Raw genomic sequence first — 18649 nt, forward strand, 5'->3', positions numbered from 1 at the left:
GCCTGGCCCCAAGGAGTGACCCATGGAAGCACCAAACCACAAGTTTTCCGAATTGTTCAAGCAACTGGGATTACCTGACGATCCGAAGGGGATTGATCAATTCATAACCAGTCATTCGCCGCTAAAAAGCGATATCAAGCTGGTCGATGCGCCATTCTGGACCTCAAGCCAGCGAGCGTTTCTGAAAGACAGTATCGACGAAGATGCCGACTGGGCGGTGATGTTCGACCAACTCAACGAGGCGCTGCGGCGTCCTAGAAAATAAACGCTGAGCGGCACATCTACCGGTGAACGGCGTTGCTATGCTCAGGAAAAAACAACAAGGGGATAGCGCCAATGAAAGATCCCTATGCCGCCGGTTTCTGGTGTGCCGTGACTGCCCTGGGCCTGCTGACCGTCGGTTATTTCTACGGAATCAAACAGACCCACCAGCTGGGCCAGGCACTGGTGTTTCTCTATGCCGCCGGGGGCGTGATCGGTGCGTTGGCGCTGACCGCGCTGGCCTGGATTGGCTGGCAGCAATTGCGCGTGAGCAAGCGTCAGCTGGCCCAGGGCCGAACGCTGGTCGCGATCTGGAACACCAAGGTTGCCTTGCGCCGGGTCGAGACGGTGTTCGACCGCTATTTCTGGGGCAGCTACTGGCAGCCCGGACGCACCTTTCAGGAGGTGATGGGCGAGCTTGAAGGCACGCCGCTGGAGCAGAGCCTTGAAGCCCTGAAACGCCAATGCCGCGAGCTTGATCGCGAAACCCATGACCGCCGCCACTGGCTGGACAACGCCCGCGAGCTCTCGACCGTGGCCACCGCCATGGCCCGGGAACGTTATCAACTGGACTTGTGCGACTCGCAGCAAAGCAGCGGTCGTGGCGCCGCCGTGCTCAATCGCGACCTGGAAGTGCTGGTATACACCTGGTCGGCGCGCTTGCGCAGCTTCGACCACCAGCTCGACGAGCTGGAGGGCGAATACCGCTGAGCGCGCAGCGAATCAGTCGCCGCGAATGTACTGTTCCAGCTGCAGGATCATGTTGGCCTGTTCAGCGATGGCTTCCTTGACCAGGTCGCCAATCGACAACAGGCCGAGCAGTTCGCCGTTCTCGACCACCGGCAAGTGGCGCAGGTGACTGTTGGTCATCATGTTCATGCAGTATTCGACGTTCTGGTGCGGGTCGACGGTAATCACCGGCGCACTCATGATCGCACTGACGGGAGTGCCCACCGAACTGCGGCCCTTGAGCACCATCTTGCGCGCGTAGTCGCGCTCACTGACGATCCCCACTACACGCCCGTCCTGCACCACCGGCAGGGCACCGACGTTCTTCTCCGCCATCAACCTCAGCGCATCGAGCACCATGTGGTCGGGGCCGATGGTGTGAACCTGGTGGTGCTGCTGGGCTTTTGTTTTTAGAAGCTGTGCCACGGTTTTCATAGAGGCCTCTGCGATGCTGGGAGTGGGTGACGGCAGATAGCTAAAGAATCGTGTACTGATGGCTGCAGGGCAAGGGCGAAAGCGGCATCGATGTGATTGAAAAACGTCATGGGCGCAAAAATGCAAAAGCGGCCAATGATGGCCGCTTTGCTTTGAGACTCGATCATTCCGTGATCAAGCGATACCTTTCGGGTTTTGGCCGAAACGGTTCGGGCCTGGCTGGCTGTCCTGGCACAGGAAGATCAGGTTGACGATCGGGAGCAGCAGCCACCAGCCGCTACGGTCAGTGTCGTGCATGCGTCGAACGCCTACGGCGATGCCCGGGATCAGCAGTGCCAGGCTATACAGGTTGGAGAGGATGGCACCGGTACCGGCCACGCGGTCGATAAAGCCCAGCACCATGGCCACCAGGATGTTGACCAGGAAGAACATCCAGTATTCCTTGCGGCGCGCGCGGCCGGAGAACACGGCGTATTTCTTCAATACTTCAAAGTACCAGATGCCAGTCGGCGCAGGTGCGGCGGTCACAGGTGCTGCAGCAGCTTGCGGTGCACCACACGCCGGGCAAGCCAGGGCGCTGCTGTGGATTTCCTTGGCGCAGCCACGGCAAAAAACCATACTCATTTGTTGTCCCTTACATTAATTAACTGATAGTCCGATATACACAAACAGTGAAATACCCGACAAAGTCGCACCGGCAATTGCCATGTTGCTTCCCGGCTTTTTGTTGACGATGCTGAGCGTGCCCAGGATCAACCCGGTCAGCGCAAACAGGCCTAATCCCAACAGAGTGTTACGGTCCCAATCGGAATCGTCGAACAGTGAAAGCCCGCAGAGGATGCCGAGGATCAGCGAAGTGATGCCCATCCAGGGCGAGGGTTGGCTGGCAGGTTGCGAGGTGGCGGGGAGATACTGAGGGGCGCCGCACTGTGGGCAGCTGGGTGCCGTTTCATGGATTTCCTTGGCACAACCGCGGCAAAAAACCATTGCCATGACAATTCCTTTTGATCGTTTCTGCTTGCGTGTGTGCAGCAGAAGTCGGCGGGGAGTTTACCAAATATTTCATAGGTGGCGTAACAGTGGCAGCGCCCTGCTGAACCCCAAAGGATTTAACAGGGCGCGATACGTCAGCTCTTCTGCACGATCACCTGGCTGTTCAGGTCATTGAGCATGGCGTCCAGGGTTGGCTTCATCTTCTCGAAGTCCTTCACGCTGCACACCGCTTTCGGGTTGTGGAAGTCCAGGCGGCGCTTGACCACCAGGCTGTTGCCCTGCAGGGCATACTCGGCGCTGTAATCGAAGTGCTTGTCCTTGAGGGTCACAGGTTTGGGCGCGGCGATGATCTTGACGTCGGCCGGGAACTCGAAGCGTGCCTGTTCTTCGGTGATACCGGAGATGCAGGTGAAGTCCTGGGTACGCTGCTTCTCGGCGATGAAGCCGAAGACGTTCTGGGCGATGCCGCCGGCCAGGCTGGTCAGGGTCGGCACGCCGATCGGGCCGGGCAGGTTGACCAGGTTTTCACTGCGACCGTTGATGTGCATCTCGAAGGCGCCGCTGGTTTCCAGGTCATCGCTGCTGATCTTGCCGCTGCCACGCTGGCCGTAGGCGGCGAGGATGCGCTGGGTCAGCAGGTCGCGCTCGGCCGGTTGCATGTTGCGCATCATCCAGCGGTTCATCTCGGCGGCCCAACCGTCGATCTTCGAGGCATGCGTGAAGTCGGCGGCGCCGCTGCTGGCCACGGTATACGTGGTGCTGTTGTGCACCAGGCCTGGCTGGGTGGCCGGGGTGTGGCCGAGCTTACCCGAGCGGGCCAGCACGGTAGGCTTGTCCAGCACCGGGGCTGGCAGATAGCCGCTGGCGATGGCTTCGGCAGTGGAGTCCAGGTACAGGTCCAGGCTCGGCACGTAGGTGACCACGTGGTTGATCACACCCAGGGTTGGCACCTTGGGCAGGGCGTAGGCACTGCCGAGGTTGATCAGGGCCGGGGTGCTTTCAATGTTGACCGCGGCCAGCAGCGCTTCGAGCAGGGCTACGTGGTCTTTGCAATCGCCATAGCGGTTGCTCAGTACGGTGTCGGCAGCATGCGGCACGACGCCGCCCGCGCCGATGTACACCGCCACGTAGCGGATATTGCGGCGCACCCAGTCACCCAGGGCCAAGGCCTTGTCGCGTGGGTCATCGATCTTGGCTGTCAGCTTCTCGGCCAGCTCGCGGATGGCCGGCGTGACTTCGCTGTTGGCCCGCGCCGCGTAGGCTTTGGCGAATTCGCTGTAGTCAGCAAAGGTGGACACGGCCAGGTACTTGCCGTAGTCCGAGTAGGCTACCGCGCCCAGTTCTGTACGAGCGTTGTCACCCTGCACGTAGTCCCACTGGTAAACCTTGCGGCCGGTCTCGGCCTTGGGGCTGGATGCCTTGAAACCCTTGGCCTCGGCATTGAGCTTGAGGTTCTTCGGCAGGTCGTAGATCAGGGTGAACTGTTTGGTGGGGTGGAACTGCGGCATCGCCAGGTCTTCGAACTGGCCGGGGAACAGCGGGGTCTTGCGCTGCTTCTTGAAGCTCAGCACCAGGCGGTCGCCGACTGCCACTTCCGGGAAAATCACCACCTTGACCAGGCTGTCGTGGAACATTGGCGCCTGGGATGACTGGCGTTCCTGTTGCTCCTTGATCTGCTCTGGGCTGACCACGACCTTGCGGCCGTCCGGCTTCTGAGTGTAGGCCTGGGTAACTTCCAGGGTTTCCAGCGTGCGGTTGTAGTACAGCGATTGCTGGGCCTTGGCCTGGATCGCGCGTTCTTCGTTGATCAGCAGGACCAGGTCCTGGGTGGAGGCGTAGCTGCCGTCTTCGGCAACCACGGTGCGTAGAATGTCCTTTTCGATGGTGACGGAGGGGTCGGTACCGTCGTCCTTGGCCTGTGCCATGTTCAAGGCGAACAGACAGCACAGCATCCCGACCCACCGGGCCGGGGTCAAAGCGAACCGCTTCATAAAGATCCTTCTTGCTGGTGTATTCCAGGGGGCCTGACTCGATAAATGCGAATCAGTTAGTGGCATTTTGCCTCATCCGAAGGCTTCTCTGCTGCGACATTTTTTTGCGTGGGTATTTCCCTGCGTTTCATGTCTCTTTCGATTCAAGGATTTACAGGTCTTGCGCACTCCCCACGGTGGGCCTTGGCTTTGCCGACGATGGGCTGTGCAGCGGCCCCAAAATAGCCAGGGCCACACCTCACTCAGCCCTACTCGCCAACCCGCTCCTCAATCCCGTCCAGCAACGCATCCACCAACCCTTTAGCCATTTCTACCGAATGCAGGGTCGACCACAAGAAGCCCTTGTGGGCCGGATCAATATCGTCGAAAGCCTTGTAGCCAGTGTCGTATGCACAGCCTAGGTAGAGAGAGGCATGCACCAGCGCATCATGGGCGGCGACGCCGGAGCAGACAGCGAACAGCGCAGAGTGCCCGGCTTGGCAGTTGCCAAAGACGGAGTGGGCGGTGGCGGCGGATTTATCGAGTGGTGGATCGGGGACGATTTTTTTCATGTCGATGCTCACAAGTCGGAGCTGACACCGCAATCCGTTACCACACGAATGGGTGGCAGCTGTACACGGGGTGGTAAACCGGGGTGAGCATCAATCCCGGCAGGCTCGAAAGCCTCCCGCATACAGCCGCCATTGACTGTATAGGATGATGCACACTCCGGGTTACCACGCCCGATCACCGAGATTTCGGTGATGGGTAGGAGCCTAGAGGCACGAGTTCCCAGGGACAAGCAGACGGGTATCGACAGACCGCGTAGGGTATTTCTTAGGACGACATATTTCGAGACTTCGAAACATCATCTGACATAGACGCGTGCTGGTAGCAGCGGGCTCGGAAAACAAAAAAGGCCCAGGTATTCACCTGAGCCTTGATCGATATGGCGCACTCGGCGGGATTCGAACCCACGACCCCTGCCTTCGGAGGGCAGTACTCTATCCAGCTGAGCTACGAGTGCAACGCGGGCGCCATGATACCCATCTAGGCTGGCGGCGTCCATCGTCAGAATGGCTGTGGTCGATTTCGCACACTCAAGGGGCTATAAATGACGTTGATCTGAAAAAATCAGCCGCACAGCGCTTTTTGTTCTTTTTTTCGAACACCCTATTGTCCTTTCTCCTCGTTGATCCTAGGATTCGTTTGAGATTTCAAACGCTCTCCTTTTTCTACAATCAATAATTCGCGCCGTGCCTGCACGGTGCAGTTAAGGAAGCCCGACATGCAGCTTAAAGACGCCCAGTTGTTCCGCCAGCAAGCCTTCATCAATGGAGAGTGGCTGGACGCGGACAACGGCCAGACGATCAAGGTCAACAACCCGGCAACGGGCGAGATCATCGGCACTGTGCCGAAGATGGGCGCCGCTGAAACCCGCCGTGCCATCGAGGCCGCCGACAAGGCGCTGCCGGCCTGGCGCGCGCTGACCGCCAAAGAACGTGCTGGCAAGCTGCGTCGCTGGTTCGAGCTGATGATCGAGCACCAGGACGACCTGGCTCGCCTGATGACCACCGAGCAGGGCAAGCCACTGGCCGAAGCCAAGGGCGAGATCGTCTACGCCGCTTCCTTTATCGAGTGGTTCGCTGAAGAAGCCAAGCGCGTCTACGGCGACACCATCCCGGGTCACCAGCCAGACAAGCGCCTGATCGTGATCAAGCAGCCGATCGGCGTGACCGCGGCCATTACCCCGTGGAACTTCCCGGCGGCGATGATCACCCGTAAAGCCGGCCCGGCCCTGGCCGCTGGCTGCACCATGGTGCTCAAGCCTGCTTCGCAAACCCCGTACTCGGCCCTGGCCCTGGTTGAGCTGGCCACCCGTGCCGGTATCCCGGCTGGCGTGCTGAGCGTGGTGACCGGCAGCGCCGGCGACATCGGCAGCGAGCTGACCGGCAACCCGATCGTGCGCAAGCTGTCGTTCACCGGCTCCACCGAGATCGGTCGCCAGCTGATGGCCGAATGCGCCAAGGACATCAAGAAGGTTTCCCTGGAGCTGGGCGGCAACGCGCCGTTCATCGTGTTTGACGACGCAGACCTGGATAAGGCCGTCGACGGCGCGATCATCTCCAAGTACCGCAACAACGGCCAGACCTGCGTCTGCGCCAACCGTATCTACGTGCAGGACGGCGTCTACGATGCCTTCGCCGAGAAGCTCAAGGCCGCTGTGGCCAAGCTGAAGATCGGCAACGGCCTGGAAGACGGCACCACCACCGGCCCGCTGATCGACGAAAAAGCCGTGGCCAAGGTCCAGGAGCACATTGCCGATGCAGTTGGCAAAGGCGCTCAGGTACTGACCGGCGGCAAGTTGATCGAAGGTAACTTCTTCGAGCCGACCGTGCTGGTCAACGTGCCAAACAACGCAGCGGTGGCCAAGGAAGAAACCTTCGGCCCGCTGGCGCCACTGTTCCGTTTCAAGGACGAGGCCGAAGTCATCGCCATGTCCAACGACACCGAGTTCGGTCTGGCCTCCTACTTCTATGCCCGTGACATGAGCCGTGTGTTCCGTGTCGCCGAAGCCCTGGAATACGGCATGGTCGGTATCAACACCGGTCTGATCTCCAACGAAGTCTCGCCGTTCGGCGGTATCAAGGCCTCGGGCCTGGGCCGCGAAGGTTCCAAGTACGGCATTGAGGACTACCTGGAAATCAAATACCTGTGCATCAGCATCTGATCGCAGCGTAAGGCTTTACCTCTGCCAGCGGGGCGCGAGAGCGACGTCTCGCTGGCCTTTTTACACCGTACACCCCGTGGCCTGGGCCCCTGCAGCAGTCGATCAACGCATGCTGCCTGCAGTTGAATACCGGCCACTCCGACTTGAATCGCGCCACCTTGTGGGTGGCGAATTGAGGACATTATGAGCAAGACCAACGAATCTTTGATGCAACGTCGTGTCGCCGCAGTTCCACGTGGTGTTGGCCAGATCCACCCGATCTTCGCCGAGTCGGCAAAGAACGCCACTGTCACTGACGTCGAAGGCCGCGAGTTCATCGACTTCGCCGGCGGTATCGCAGTACTGAACACCGGTCACGTGCATCCGAAGATCATCGCTGCCGTTGAAGCCCAGCTGCACAAGCTGACCCATACCTGCTTCCAGGTCCTGGCCTACGAGCCGTACGTCGAGCTGTGCGAAAAGATCAACGCCAAGGTACCAGGCGACTTCGCCAAGAAAACCCTGCTGGTCACCACCGGTTCCGAAGCCGTTGAAAACGCGGTCAAGATCGCCCGCGCCGCCACTGGCCGTGCCGGCGTGATCGCCTTCACCGGCGCTTACCACGGCCGTACCATGATGACCCTGGGCCTGACCGGTAAAGTCGTGCCTTACTCGGCCGGCATGGGCCTGATGCCAGGCGGCATCTTCCGCGCCCTGTACCCGAACGAGCTGCACGGTGTGAGCATCGACGACTCGATCGCTTCCATCGAGCGTATCTTCAAGAACGACGCCGAACCCCGTGACATCGCGGCAATCATCATCGAGCCAGTTCAGGGCGAAGGTGGTTTCTATGTTGCGCCGAAAGAGTTCATGAAGCGCCTGCGTGCCCTGTGCGACCAGCACGGCATCCTCCTGATCGCTGACGAAGTGCAGACCGGCGCTGGCCGTACCGGCACCTTCTTCGCCATGGAACAGATGGGCGTTGCTCCAGACCTGACCACCTTCGCCAAATCCATCGCTGGTGGCTTCCCGCTGGCCGGTGTGTGCGGCAAGGCCGAGTACATGGACGCCATCGCCCCAGGCGGCCTGGGCGGCACCTACGCCGGTAGCCCGATCGCTTGCGCCGCGGCCCTGGCGGTGATGGACGTGTTCGAAGAAGAGAAACTGCTGGACCGCAGCAAGGCCGTTGGCGAGCGTCTGGTCGCCGGCTTGCGCAAGATCCAGGACAAGCACCCGATCATCGGTGACGTGCGTGCCCTGGGCTCGATGATCGCGGTTGAAGTGTTCGACAAAGCCGGCTCCCACACCCCGAACGCTGCTGCTGTCGCTTCGGTCGTGGCCAAGGCGCGCGACAAGGGCCTGATCCTGCTGTCGTGCGGCACCTACGGCAACGTCCTGCGTATCCTGGTTCCGCTGACCTCGCCTGATGAGCAACTGGACCAAGGTCTGGCAATCATCGAAGAGTGCTTCGCAGAACTCGCGTAAACTGTGACGCATTAGAAGAAAAACCCGCTTCGGCGGGTTTTTTTTCGCTCAAAGGATGGCCAGGGAGCTAAGGTTGCCTACAAGGAGACACCTTGGAAGGTGCACGGGATTGCGTGTAGCGGAATATCGGGAGAGTTGTGTATGAGCGTTGTAGAGCCCGCCCAGGCACCGTGCGTGCTGATTGCCGAAGGTGATCCCTGGGTACGGGACATGCTGAGCCAGATGCTCCTCAGTGTGCGCTGCGATGCGCGCCTGCAGGTGTGCGCCGATGGCTCGCAAGCGCTGGCGGCGCTGGCCAGCAAGCCGGACCTGATCATCGCCGCACGCGAGCTGCCCGGCGGCGATGGCCTCGACCTGCTGCGCAACGTGCGTGCCAAGGGCCGCCAGCCGGTATTGCCGTTCATTCTCATGAGCAACCGCAGTGACACCGCCAGTGTGCGCGAGGTGCTGCCGTTCGCGCCGACCGCTTACCTGAGCAAGCCGCTGAACATGGACGCCCTGCGCCAGCGCCTGGAAGACTTGTTGCTCAGCGCCGGGGAGGAGGTCGCTTGCCTGGTACCGCCGTTGCAGCCAGGCGCGACTTTGCCGCGCTTTCTGCAAGAGCGCCGCGCCACCTCCGATGGCGGCCCGCTGTTCGCCGATGTGAAGTTGGCAATCAAGCGCAGCCTGCAGCCCCAGGGCCTGGACCTCAAGGTACTGGAAGCCGAGATCCGCAACGATCCACAGGTCACCGCCGTGCTGATCGCCGCCGCCAACAGCGCTGCACTGCATCGCGACGGTGCGGTGCAGAGCCTGATGCAGGCGCTGAACAAGCTGGGCACGACCCAGAGCATGAACCTGATTCTGGGGCTGGCGCTCAAGCGTAGCGCCAAGCTCAGCGATCCAATCCTGTCGCGCCATGCCGAACACTTCTGGGGCTTGTCGCTGCACACCGCCGAATACGCGCGGACCCTGGCGCGCATGCTCGAACTCGACCAGGAGCGCTGCTATTGCGCCGGCTTGCTGCATTGCCTGGGCGATCTGGCGCTGCTGCGATGTTTGCAGGAGTGGCAGCAGGCCGGGGGTGAGCTGGATGAGGATTCGGTGGAGTTGTCGCTCAACGAGTTTGGTGCGGCGTTCGGCTCGGCGCTGCGTACCCGCTGGCGGCTACCGCTGGAGCTGCGTGAACTGATTGCGGCGATCTACCAGTTGGGCGGCGGGGTGTATTCGCGCGATGCGCTGGTGATGAACCTGGCCGGGCAGTTGGCGCGCTTGCCGGCGGATCAGGGGTTGGAAGGCCTGGCTGAAAGCAAGACGGCGCGCTTGCTCAAGGTGGGGATGGCGGAGCTGGGCAGGTTGCGCAAGGTTTGAGATTTTGGGGTCGATTTGCGGCCCAATCGCTGGCAAGGCCAGCTCCCACAGGGTTTGCATGCCCCGGCCCTTGTGGGAACTGGCTTGCCAGCGATGCTTTTCAGCCTCTTACAATCTGATTCTTGCCCTGGCGCTTGGCCTGGTACATCGCCGCATCCGCCCGGGCAAACAGGCTGTCCAGCGACTCGTCGGCCTCGGTGATCCCGGTCAGGCCCTGGCTCACCGTCACCCCGAATACCTTGTCGTCATGGCTGAAGCTCAAGCGCTGGATCTCGCGCTGCAGGCGCTCGGCGATGTGCTGGGCAATTTCCGGCGTGCAGCCCGGAAACACCGCGGCGAACTCCTCGCCACCAATGCGCCCGAACTGGTCGCCACGGCGCAGCACCGCCTTGCCGGTATCAGCGATGCGCTGTAGCACATAGTCGCCTTCCTGGTGGCCGTAGGTGTCGTTGATCTGCTTGAAGTCATCGATGTCGAGCAGCAGGAACGCTAACGGCGCCTGCTCCCGTCGTGCGGTTTCGAAGGCATGCTGGGCGCACTCGAAGAAGTGTCGGCGGTTGCTGCTCTGGGTCAGTACGTCGGTGGTCGCCAGGCGCTGCAGCTCGCCTTCGAGCTGCTTCTTTTCGGTGATGTCCTCGGCCATGCCGACAATGATCACCCGCTGGTCCGGCATGGCCTGTTGGCTGATGAAGCATTTGTCGCTGATCCAGCGCACCTGGCCGTCGGCGGCGATGATGCGGTACTCGCGATCCTCCACTGCGCCTTTTTCCAGCACTTGCGCCAGGCTCCGTTCGGCGTAGTCCAGGTCATCGGGGTAGATGCTGTCGCGCCATTCGTTGAAGTCGGCCAGCAACAGGCCGGCCGGCCGGCCAAAAATGCGTTCGTAGGCGGGACTGACGTAGAGCACCTGGCGGCTTTCCCAGTCGAATGCCCAGAGCACGGCATTGACGCTGTCGAGCAAAGAGCTGAACAGCTGTTCACGCTCACTCAGGCGCGCGACTTCGCCTTGGGCATGCATCAGGGCCAGAAGGGTTTGGGCGGCTTCAGGTGGCGGGTTGCAGGCCAGGGTTGTTGGAGTGTTCTTGACCATTTGCGCGGAAATTCTCACGACTGGGGCGTGCGGCCACGACCCGGCCCGCCACGCGGGCGATATGCCTGTCAGAGTGAGATTCGGCGGCTAAGTTCCGGTCGGCGCGCCGCTAAGCCGGCGCGCCGATCAACGGCATCAGGCCAGGGCAGGGCGCAGCGAGTAGGTCTTGAGCTGGGCGGCGAAGTCGCGCAGCGACTGGATACCGCTGGCCTCGGCTTCGTGTACCCAGTCTTTCATGGCCGCGAGCATGTCGTGGCCGTTGGCGCTGGTGCGCGCCCAGATCTGTTGCAGGGCCAGGCGTTTCTCGTAGATGGTTTTCAGTGCCTGGCTGTGCTCGAGCATGGTCTGGATGCGCAGGTGATGACGGTCTTCCAGCAGGCTGGTTTCCCGCGACAGCAAACGCTTGGCACGGCGGAACTGGTGACGGACCGAATCGTCGACCCGCGCCAGCTCCTGCTGGACCAGCGGCGCGATCACCAGCTTGCGGTACTGGGCCATGATCTGGAAGCGGTTGTTGAGGATCGCCATGGCGGTGTCCATGTCCAGCTGGCCCTTGCCTTCGACCCGGTGGGCGATAGGCGCGACGCGCTGCACCTTGGCCAGGCGCAGCCAGCAGAACAGCTTGATCCAGGCCCAGCCCATGTCGAACTCCCAGCGCTTGACCGACAGCTTGGCCGAGTTGGGGTAGGTGTGGTGGTTGTTGTGCAGCTCTTCACCGCCAATGATGATGCCCCAGGGCACCAGGTTGGTGGCGGCGTCGCGGCACTCGAAGTTGCGATAGCCGACCGCATGGCCCAGGCCGTTGACCACGCCGGCAGCCCAGAATGGAATCCACATCATCTGCACGGCCCAGATGGTGATGCCGGCGGTGCCGAACAGCAGCAGGTCGATCACCGCCATCAGGGCGATGCCGCCGAGCTTGTAGCGGCTGTAGAGGTTGCGTTCGATCCAGTCTTCCGGGCAGTTCTTGCCGTAGATGCGCAGGGTTTCCGGGTTCTGTGCCTCTTCGCGGTACAGCTCGGCGCCCTTGCGCAGCACCGTCGACAGGCCCTTGATGACCGGGCTGTGCGGGTCGTCGACGGTTTCGCATTTGGCGTGGTGCTTGCGGTGGATGGCGGTCCACTCGCGGGTGTTCTGCGCCGTGGTCAGCCACAGCCAGAAACGGAAAAAGTGCTTGAGCCCGGCGTTGAGTTCCAGCGAGCGGTGGGCGGAATAACGGTGCAGGTAAACGGTAACGCTGACGATGGTCACATGCGTCATTACCAGGGTAACTGCCAGCAATTGCCACACTGACAAGTTGAGCAAACCTTCGTACCACATAGGCGAAATGGCCCTCAAAAACATAGGGAACAGCGGGAAACATTATCCCTGCGCCAGCAAATAAAACCAGTCGGCCTTTTAGATAGGAGGTCACCGGATGTTTCTACCCTATAATCCCCCACAAATTTTTGTGGGTTTGCCCGGGACCTTATGTCTGCTTCCATTCGAGACGCCATGCGCATGGCGGCGCTCTACCTTGTGCTATCGGTATTGTGGCTGGCACTGTCTGATCAATTATTGAACAGTCTTTTCGATGCGCCTGAGCAAATCGGCCGCTGGCAGCTGATCAGCGCGCATTTCTGGGTGTTGTGCAGTGCCCTGCTGATTTTTGTCTCGCGCGCCCGCCTGCTCAATTTCATCGGCGTCGGTGTGCGCTTGCGCCGTGAAGACCGCGAGCGTCTGCGCATGGCTGCCGCGGTGTTCGACAGCACCCTGGAAGGGGTGCTGGTCACCGACCGCGATGGCCTGATCGTGCATGTGAATCGGGCATTCATGCAGATCACCGGTTACGACAAGGACGAAGTGCTTGGCCAGCGCCCGAGCAAGTTCAAGTCCGGCCGCCATGTTGCCGCGTTCTACCAGCAGATTTACGCCACCCTGGCGCAAAAGGGCGAGTGGAGCGGCGAGATCTGGAACCGGCGCAAAAGCGGCGAGGTGTATCCGCAATGGCAGACGATTTGCGCCATCCGCGATGATAGCGGCGAGTTGAGCCATTACGTCGCGGTGTTCAGCGACATCAGCGCGATCAAGCATTCCGAGCGCGAGCTGGCGTATCTGGCCCATCACGACCCGCTCACCGACCTGCCCAACCGCCTGCTGTTCAACGACCGCACCGCGCAGGCACTGGCTGCGGCACAGACCAACAAGCGCGGTTGCGCCTTGCTGCTGCTCGACCTGGACCACTTCCAGAGCATCAACGACAGCCTTGGCCACAACATTGGCGACCAGTTGCTCAAGGTGGTCGGTGAGCGCTTGCGCTCGCTCCTGGGCAATGGTGTGACCCTGGCCCGCCTGGGCGGTGACGAGTTCGCCGTGCTGGCCGAAAACTGCTCGCAGGTCGGCCAGGCCGCAGCCTTGGCGCAGAGCATCATCGATGGCATGAAAGCGCCATTCGAGGTCGATAGCCAGCGCTTGTTCATCAGCGTCAGCATCGGCATCAGCCTGTTCCCCAGCGACGCCTTGAGCGCCGAGCAGTTGCTGCGCAATGCCGACTCCGCGCTGTTCAAGGCCAAGAGCAGCGGCCGTGCCGGTTATGCGCTGTACACCGAAGAGCTGACCGCTCACGCCCAGCAGCGGGTCGAGACCGCTGGCGAGCTGCGCCGGGCCTTGGAGCAGGAAGAGCTGCGGGTCTATTACCAGCCGGTACATGACCTGTGCAGCGGCAAGATGATCGGTGTCGAGGCGCTGGTGCGCTGGCAGCATCCGCAGCGCGGGCTGGTGCCGCCCGGGGAGTTCATCCCGATTGCCGAACGCACTGGGCTGATTGCCGATATCGACACCTGGGTGTTGCGCCAGGCCTGCCTGCAGAGGGTGCAATGGCAGGCCGAGGGGCGGGCGCTGGATTTTGTTGCAGTGAATATCTCCAGCCGCCTGTTTGGTCATCGTGACCTTTATCAGCAAGTGGCGCAGGTGCTGCACGACACGGCGCTGGACCCGGCGTTGCTGGAGCTGGAGGTTACCGAAAGCGCGGTGATGGACGACCCTGAAGTAGCCCTTGAGCAATTGCATCGGCTGCGTGAGTTGGGCTTGCGCCTGGCCATCGATGACTTTGGCACCGGCTATTCGTCGTTGCTGCGGCTCAAGCGCCTGCCGGTGCAGAAGCTCAAGATCGACCAGGGTTTTGTCGCCGGCTTGCCGTGTGATGAAGACGATGTGGCGATTGTGCGGGTGATTATCGCCCTGGCCCGGAGCATGGGCATGCTGGTGCATGCCGAGGGCATCGAGCAGGCCGAGCAGGCGCGCTTTCTGCTGGAGCAACAGTGTCAGCTGGGCCAGGGCTACTGGTTTGGCAGGCCGGTGCCGGCGCAGCAATTGCGCTGGGCTTGAGGGCCCTATCGCGGGGCAAGCCCGCTCCTACAAGTGTAGGTGCGGCGGGGCGGTGATCCGACTGGTCCCGCGAAACTCTATTTCAGTTATATAAAAATTCTTAAATAGTATTTTTAAGAATATTCGCGTCCCCCTAAGATTGCCCTCAAGCCAGGCGCAGTCGCTCCCCTTCACGCACTGCACGGCACCCATATCACAGGAGCACGAGCATGAGCGCATCTCTGCGTAGCGTTGACGGTCAGGACGAAGCCACCATTCTGCGCGAAATCCAGAGCGCCCTGCGTGACCTGCGGTTTGGCGCGGTGGAAATCACCGTGCACAACGCCCAGGTCGTGCAGATCGAACGCAAGGAAAAGTTCCGCCTGCAGAACCCCGGCAACAAGCCCAGCTGATTATCGCGCCACCTAATTAGAAAAATACGCCAATCGGGAGCTTCACCATGTCCATCCGCCGTTATGCCCTGGCCGCCCTCGCCAGCGCCGTTTTTGCCGGTTCCGCTATCGCCAAGGACTACGAACTGCTGAACGTGTCCTATGATCCGACCCGCGAGTTGTATCAGCAGTACAACGCCGAGTTCGTCAAGCACTGGCAGCAGGCTCACCCGGACGACAAGGTGAAGATCCAGCAGTCCCACGGTGGTTCGGGCAAGCAGGCCCGTGCCGTAATCGACGGCCTGCGCGCCGACGTGGTGACCCTGGCCCTGGCCGGCGACATCGACGAAGTGGCCAAGCTCGGCAAGACCCTGCCGGACAACTGGCAGACCCGCCTGCCGGAGGCCAGCACCCCCTACACCTCGACCATCGTGTTCCTGGTGCGCAAGGGCAACCCGAAAGGCATCAAGGACTGGGGCGACCTGATCAAGAAAGACGTCTCGGTCATCACCCCGAACCCGAAAACCTCCGGCGGCGCCCGCTGGAACTTCCTCGCTGCCTGGGCCTACGGTCTGAAAAGCGGTGGCAGCGAAGCCAAGGCCCAGGCATACGTGAAAGAGCTGTTCAAGCACGTACCGGTACTGGACACCGGCGCCCGTGGCTCGACCATCACCTTCGTCAACAACGGTCAGGGTGACGTGTTGCTGGCCTGGGAAAACGAAGCCTTCCTGGCCCTCAAGGAAGACGGTGGCGCCGACAAGTTCGAGATCGTCGTGCCGTCGCTGTCGATCCTCGCCGAGCCGCCCGTGGCGGTGGTCGACAAGAATGCGCAGAAGAAGGGCAACGAGCAGATCGCCGAGGAATACCTCAAGCACCTGTACAGCCCGGCCGGGCAGAAGATTGCCGCCGAGAACTTCTACCGTCCGCGTGACCCGAAAGTTGCTGCCGAATACGCCAAGCAGTTCCCGAAACTGGACCTGGTGACTATCGACAAAGACTTCGGTGGCTGGAAGACTGCCCAACCCAAGTTCTTCAACGATGGTGGCGTGTTCGACCAGATCTACACGGCGCAGTGATGCAATGCCCGTCAGGATAATCGCCGTTCAGTAGCCAGCATGGGCCCGGGATTCGTCCCGGGCTTCGTGCGTTCAACCAGGGACCTTTATGTCACGTCGTATTTCCCCCGTCATACCCGGCTTCGGGCTGACGCTGGGCTACACCTTGGTGTACCTCAGCCTGATTGTGCTGATACCGCTGGCCGCCATGTTCATACATGCCGCCCAGCTCACCTGGGAGCAGTTCTGGGCCATCGTCAGCGCACCGCGAGTGCTCGCGGCGCTCAAGCTGAGCTTCGGCACGGCCCTCTACGCTGCCATCATCAACGGTATCATCGGTACCCTGCTGGCCTGGGTGCTGGTGCGCTATACCTTCCCCGGGCGCAAGATCATCGATGCCATGATCGACCTGCCGTTCGCCCTGCCCACGGCGGTGGCCGGTATCGCCTTGACCGCGCTGTACGCACCGGCCGGCCTGGTTGGCCAGTTCGCCACCGACCTGGGTTTCAAGATTGCTTACACCCCGCTGGGTATCACCCTGGCGCTGACCTTCGTGACCCTGCCGTTCGTGGTGCGTACGGTGCAGCCGGTGCTGGCCGACATCCCCCGTGAAGTCGAAGAGGCCGCCGCCTGCCTGGGTGCCAAGCCGCTGCAGGTGTTTCGCTATGTGCTGGCGCCGGCACTGTTGCCGGCATGGCTGACCGGCTTTGCCCTGGCTTTTGCCCGGGGCGTTGGCGAGTATGGTTCGGTGATCTTCATCGCCGGCAACATGCCGATGAAGACCGAGATCCTGCCGCTGCTGATCATGGTCAAGCTCGACCAGTACGACTACACCGGCGCCACCGCCATCGGCGTGTTGATGCTGGTGGTTTCCTTCATCCTGTTGCTGCTGATCAACCTGCTGCAACGGCGCATCGAAACCCCTTGAAGGAGGCCACGTCCATGTCTGCGACTTCTATTGGCGCGGCCGCTTCGGCCAACGCCGCCCGCCGTGGCAGTGCCACTTCACGGCGCATCCTGATCAGCCTTGGCTGGTTGATCTTTGCCCTGTTCCTGCTGCTGCCGCTGGTGATCGTGGTGTCCCAGGGCCTGAAAATGGGCCTGGGGACGTTCTTCGAGGCGATCTTCGAGCCCGACGCCTTGTCGGCGCTGAAGCTGACCCTGATCGCCGTGGCCATCTCGGTGCCGCTGAACCTGGTGTTCGGGGTCAGCGCCGCCTGGTGTGTGAGCAAGTACACCTTCCGTGGCAAGAGCATCCTGGTCACCCTCATCGACCTGCCATTTTCGGTGTCGCCGGTGATCGCAGGCCTGGTCTACGTGCTGATGTTCGGTGCCCAGGGCCTGTTCGGGCCGTGGCTGCAGGATCACGACATCCAGATCGTCTTCGCCTTGCCGGGCATTGTTCTGGCGACCATCTTCGTCACCGTGCCGTTCGTGGCGCGTGAACTGATCCCGCTGATGCAGGAGCAGGGCACCCAGGAAGAGGAGGCCGCGCGCCTGCTCGGTGCCAACGGCTGGCAAATGTTCTGGCACGTGACCCTGCCCAACATCAAATGGGGCCTGATCTACGGCGTGGTGCTGTGTACCGCGCGGGCGATGGGTGAGTTTGGTGCGGTGTCGGTGGTGTCCGGGCACATTCGCGGGGTGACCAACACCTTGCCGCTGCACGTCGAGATCCTCTACAACGAATACAACCACGTTGCGGCCTTCAGCGTCGCCAGCCTGTTGCTGATCCTGGCGCTCTTCATCCTGCTGCTCAAGCAGTGGAGCGAGTCCCGTATTAACCGTCTGCGCCATAACGCGGCGGAGGAATAATTCATGTCGATCGAAGTTCGTAACGTCAGCAAGCGCTTCAACGCTTTCCAGGCACTGGACAGCATCAACCTGGATATCCACAGCGGCGAGCTGGTGGCCTTGCTCGGCCCGTCCGGCTGCGGCAAGACCACCCTGCTGCGGATCATCGCCGGGCTGGAAACCCCCGACCAGGGCAGCATCGTCTTCCACGGCGAAGACGTCTCCGGCCACGACGTGCGTGATCGCAACGTCGGTTTCGTGTTCCAGCACTACGCGCTGTTCCGCCACATGAGCGTGTTCGACAACGTCGCCTTCGGCTTGCGCATGAAGCCCAAGGGCGAGCGCCCGAGCGAGAGCAAGATTGCCGAGAAGGTCCACGAGCTGCTGAACATGGTCCAGCTCGACTGGCTCAGCGACCGTTACCCGGAACAGTTGTCTGGCGGCCAGCGCCAGCGTATTGCCCTGGCCCGCGCCCTGGCGGTGGAGCCCAAGGTGCTGCTGCTCGACGAGCCGTTCGGTGCGCTGGATGCCAAGGTGCGTAAAGAGCTGCGCCGCTGGTTGGCGCGCCTGCACGAGGACATCAACCTGACGTCGGTGTTCGTCACCCATGACCAGGAAGAAGCCATGGAAGTTGCTGACCGTATCGTGGTGATGAACAAGGGCGTGATCGAGCAGATCGGCTCGCCGGGCGAGGTCTACGAGAACCCGGCCAGCGACTTTGTTTATCACTTCCTCGGCGACTCCAACCGCCTGCACCTGAGTGAAGGCCACCACGTGTTGTTCCGCCCGCATGAAGTGTCGCTGTCGCGTCACGAGATCGAGGGCCACCACCCGGCCGAAGTACGCGATATCCGCCCGCTGGGGGCAACTACCCGGGTGACCTTGAAGGTCGAAGGGCAGAGCGAGCTGATCGAGGCCGAGGTGGTCAAGGACCATGACAGCCTGAGTGGTTTGGCGCGCGGCGAGACCTTGTTCTTCAAGCCCAAGGTCTGGCAGAAAGTGGCCAATATCTAAGGGCCTCATCGCTGGCAAGCCAGCTC

18 protein-coding genes and 1 tRNA gene are annotated in these 18649 nt (G+C 61.5%); 11 read left to right on the forward strand and 8 right to left on the reverse strand.

Going from position 1 to position 18649, the window contains the following annotated elements; translation table 11 throughout:
• Positions 1 to 22: 22 nt before the first annotated feature.
• Complete coding sequence (locus tag UW3_RS0109225; protein ID WP_010222083.1) at positions 23 to 265, forward strand: DUF2789 domain-containing protein; 243 nt, start codon at positions 23 to 25, stop codon at positions 263 to 265.
• 71 nt (positions 266 to 336) lie between these two features.
• Entirely contained in the window at positions 337 to 972 is a 636-nt protein-coding gene (locus UW3_RS0109230) for a hypothetical protein (RefSeq protein ID WP_010222084.1), read from the forward strand.
• A 12-nt stretch (positions 973 to 984) separates the two neighbouring features.
• Here UW3_RS0109230 and UW3_RS0109235 read toward each other — a convergent pair whose 3' ends face one another.
• The 6 genes from UW3_RS0109235 to UW3_RS0109260 all read right to left on the reverse strand — a co-directional run bounded on the left by UW3_RS0109235 (position 985) and on the right by UW3_RS0109260 (position 5415).
• Positions 985 to 1425: a CBS domain-containing protein gene (locus tag UW3_RS0109235; protein WP_010222085.1), complete on the reverse strand. Its 441-nt coding sequence runs from the start codon at positions 1423 to 1425 to the stop codon at positions 985 to 987.
• 174 nt (positions 1426 to 1599) lie between these two features.
• Positions 1600 to 2049: a DUF805 domain-containing protein gene (locus tag UW3_RS26730; RefSeq protein WP_010222087.1), complete on the reverse strand. Its 450-nt coding sequence runs from the start codon at positions 2047 to 2049 to the stop codon at positions 1600 to 1602.
• A gap of 15 nt (positions 2050 to 2064) precedes the next feature.
• Positions 2065 to 2418, reverse strand: coding sequence for a hypothetical protein (locus tag UW3_RS0109245; protein ID WP_010222088.1), 354 nt, complete (start codon positions 2416 to 2418; stop codon positions 2065 to 2067).
• 134 nt (positions 2419 to 2552) lie between these two features.
• The gene (locus tag UW3_RS0109250) at positions 2553 to 4409 is read right to left on the reverse strand and encodes a DUF3857 domain-containing transglutaminase family protein (RefSeq protein ID WP_010222089.1); all 1857 of its coding nucleotides are present in this window, start codon (positions 4407 to 4409) and stop codon (positions 2553 to 2555) included.
• A gap of 248 nt (positions 4410 to 4657) precedes the next feature.
• Positions 4658 to 4960 (reverse strand): DUF3077 domain-containing protein, encoded by a 303-nt coding sequence (locus UW3_RS0109255; RefSeq protein WP_026001250.1) that lies wholly within the window; start codon positions 4958 to 4960, stop codon positions 4658 to 4660.
• 378 nt (positions 4961 to 5338) lie between these two features.
• Positions 5339 to 5415 (reverse strand) — tRNA-Arg (locus tag UW3_RS0109260).
• A gap of 261 nt (positions 5416 to 5676) precedes the next feature.
• On the opposite strand from UW3_RS0109260, the gene gabD reads away from it, so the two are divergent.
• The 3 genes from gabD (at position 5677) to UW3_RS26735 (ending at position 9933) form a co-directional block, all read left to right on the forward strand.
• Positions 5677 to 7119, forward strand: coding sequence for an NADP-dependent succinate-semialdehyde dehydrogenase (gene gabD / locus UW3_RS0109265; protein WP_010222091.1), 1443 nt, complete (start codon positions 5677 to 5679; stop codon positions 7117 to 7119).
• A gap of 183 nt (positions 7120 to 7302) precedes the next feature.
• A complete protein-coding gene (gene gabT, locus UW3_RS0109270) occupies positions 7303 to 8583 on the forward strand; it encodes a 4-aminobutyrate--2-oxoglutarate transaminase (RefSeq protein ID WP_010222092.1) in 1281 nt (426 codons plus the stop codon).
• A gap of 141 nt (positions 8584 to 8724) precedes the next feature.
• Positions 8725 to 9933 (forward strand): response regulator, encoded by a 1209-nt coding sequence (locus UW3_RS26735; protein ID WP_010222093.1) that lies wholly within the window; start codon positions 8725 to 8727, stop codon positions 9931 to 9933.
• A 100-nt stretch (positions 9934 to 10033) separates the two neighbouring features.
• On the opposite strand, the gene UW3_RS0109280 is transcribed toward UW3_RS26735, so the two are convergent.
• Both UW3_RS0109280 and desA read right to left on the reverse strand, forming a co-directional pair.
• Entirely contained in the window at positions 10034 to 11023 is a 990-nt protein-coding gene (locus UW3_RS0109280) for a GGDEF domain-containing protein (protein ID WP_010222094.1), read from the reverse strand.
• Positions 11024 to 11158: 135 nt separating this feature from the next.
• Entirely contained in the window at positions 11159 to 12343 is a 1185-nt protein-coding gene (gene desA, locus UW3_RS0109285; protein ID WP_010222095.1) for a delta-9 fatty acid desaturase DesA, read from the reverse strand.
• Positions 12344 to 12493: 150 nt separating this feature from the next.
• On the opposite strand from desA, the gene dibA reads away from it, so the two are divergent.
• The 6 genes from dibA (at position 12494) to UW3_RS0109315 (ending at position 18623) form a co-directional block, all read left to right on the forward strand.
• Positions 12494 to 14389, forward strand: a complete 1896-nt coding sequence (gene dibA, locus UW3_RS0109290; protein WP_026001252.1) for a phosphodiesterase DibA — start codon at positions 12494 to 12496, stop codon at positions 14387 to 14389.
• Positions 14390 to 14598: 209 nt separating this feature from the next.
• Entirely contained in the window at positions 14599 to 14781 is a 183-nt protein-coding gene (gene oscA, locus UW3_RS0109295) for a sulfur starvation response protein OscA (protein WP_007941032.1), read from the forward strand.
• Positions 14782 to 14828: 47 nt separating this feature from the next.
• Positions 14829 to 15836, forward strand: coding sequence for a sulfate ABC transporter substrate-binding protein (locus tag UW3_RS0109300; protein WP_010222097.1), 1008 nt, complete (start codon positions 14829 to 14831; stop codon positions 15834 to 15836).
• A gap of 88 nt (positions 15837 to 15924) precedes the next feature.
• Positions 15925 to 16743: a sulfate ABC transporter permease subunit CysT gene (gene cysT / locus UW3_RS0109305; RefSeq protein ID WP_010222098.1), complete on the forward strand. Its 819-nt coding sequence runs from the start codon at positions 15925 to 15927 to the stop codon at positions 16741 to 16743.
• A 14-nt stretch (positions 16744 to 16757) separates the two neighbouring features.
• A complete protein-coding gene (gene cysW, locus UW3_RS0109310) occupies positions 16758 to 17630 on the forward strand; it encodes a sulfate ABC transporter permease subunit CysW (protein ID WP_010222099.1) in 873 nt (290 codons plus the stop codon).
• A 3-nt stretch (positions 17631 to 17633) separates the two neighbouring features.
• Positions 17634 to 18623 carry a sulfate/molybdate ABC transporter ATP-binding protein gene (locus tag UW3_RS0109315; RefSeq protein WP_010222100.1) on the forward strand — a complete coding sequence of 330 codons (990 nt, stop codon included), beginning with the start codon at positions 17634 to 17636 and terminating at the stop codon, positions 18621 to 18623.
• Positions 18624 to 18649 lie beyond the last annotated feature (26 nt).

Origin of the sequence: Pseudomonas donghuensis (assembly GCF_000259195.1) — a bacterium.
GTDB lineage: Bacteria > Pseudomonadota > Gammaproteobacteria > Pseudomonadales > Pseudomonadaceae > Aquipseudomonas > Aquipseudomonas donghuensis.

Coding starts and splice junctions, on each gene's coding strand:
- UW3_RS0109245 (WP_010222088.1), bottom strand. CDS start 2,418: ATGGCAATGGTTTTTTGCCGCGGTTGTGCCAAGGAAATCCATGAAACG.
- UW3_RS26730 (WP_010222087.1), bottom strand. CDS start 2,049: ATGAGTATGGTTTTTTGCCGTGGCTGCGCCAAGGAAATCCACAGCAGC.
- cysT (WP_010222098.1), top strand. CDS start 15,925: ATGTCACGTCGTATTTCCCCCGTCATACCCGGCTTCGGGCTGACGCTG.
- UW3_RS0109300 (WP_010222097.1), top strand. CDS start 14,829: ATGTCCATCCGCCGTTATGCCCTGGCCGCCCTCGCCAGCGCCGTTTTT.
- UW3_RS0109280 (WP_010222094.1), bottom strand. CDS start 11,023: ATGGTCAAGAACACTCCAACAACCCTGGCCTGCAACCCGCCACCTGAA.
- UW3_RS0109255 (WP_026001250.1), bottom strand. CDS start 4,960: ATGAAAAAAATCGTCCCCGATCCACCACTCGATAAATCCGCCGCCACC.
- cysW (WP_010222099.1), top strand. CDS start 16,758: ATGTCTGCGACTTCTATTGGCGCGGCCGCTTCGGCCAACGCCGCCCGC.
- UW3_RS0109230 (WP_010222084.1), top strand. CDS start 337: ATGAAAGATCCCTATGCCGCCGGTTTCTGGTGTGCCGTGACTGCCCTG.
- UW3_RS0109225 (WP_010222083.1), top strand. CDS start 23: ATGGAAGCACCAAACCACAAGTTTTCCGAATTGTTCAAGCAACTGGGA.
- UW3_RS0109315 (WP_010222100.1), top strand. CDS start 17,634: ATGTCGATCGAAGTTCGTAACGTCAGCAAGCGCTTCAACGCTTTCCAG.
- UW3_RS0109250 (WP_010222089.1), bottom strand. CDS start 4,409: ATGAAGCGGTTCGCTTTGACCCCGGCCCGGTGGGTCGGGATGCTGTGC.
- gabD (WP_010222091.1), top strand. CDS start 5,677: ATGCAGCTTAAAGACGCCCAGTTGTTCCGCCAGCAAGCCTTCATCAAT.
- gabT (WP_010222092.1), top strand. CDS start 7,303: ATGAGCAAGACCAACGAATCTTTGATGCAACGTCGTGTCGCCGCAGTT.
- dibA (WP_026001252.1), top strand. CDS start 12,494: ATGTCTGCTTCCATTCGAGACGCCATGCGCATGGCGGCGCTCTACCTT.
- UW3_RS26735 (WP_010222093.1), top strand. CDS start 8,725: ATGAGCGTTGTAGAGCCCGCCCAGGCACCGTGCGTGCTGATTGCCGAA.
- UW3_RS0109235 (WP_010222085.1), bottom strand. CDS start 1,425: ATGAAAACCGTGGCACAGCTTCTAAAAACAAAAGCCCAGCAGCACCAC.
- desA (WP_010222095.1), bottom strand. CDS start 12,343: ATGTGGTACGAAGGTTTGCTCAACTTGTCAGTGTGGCAATTGCTGGCA.
- oscA (WP_007941032.1), top strand. CDS start 14,599: ATGAGCGCATCTCTGCGTAGCGTTGACGGTCAGGACGAAGCCACCATT.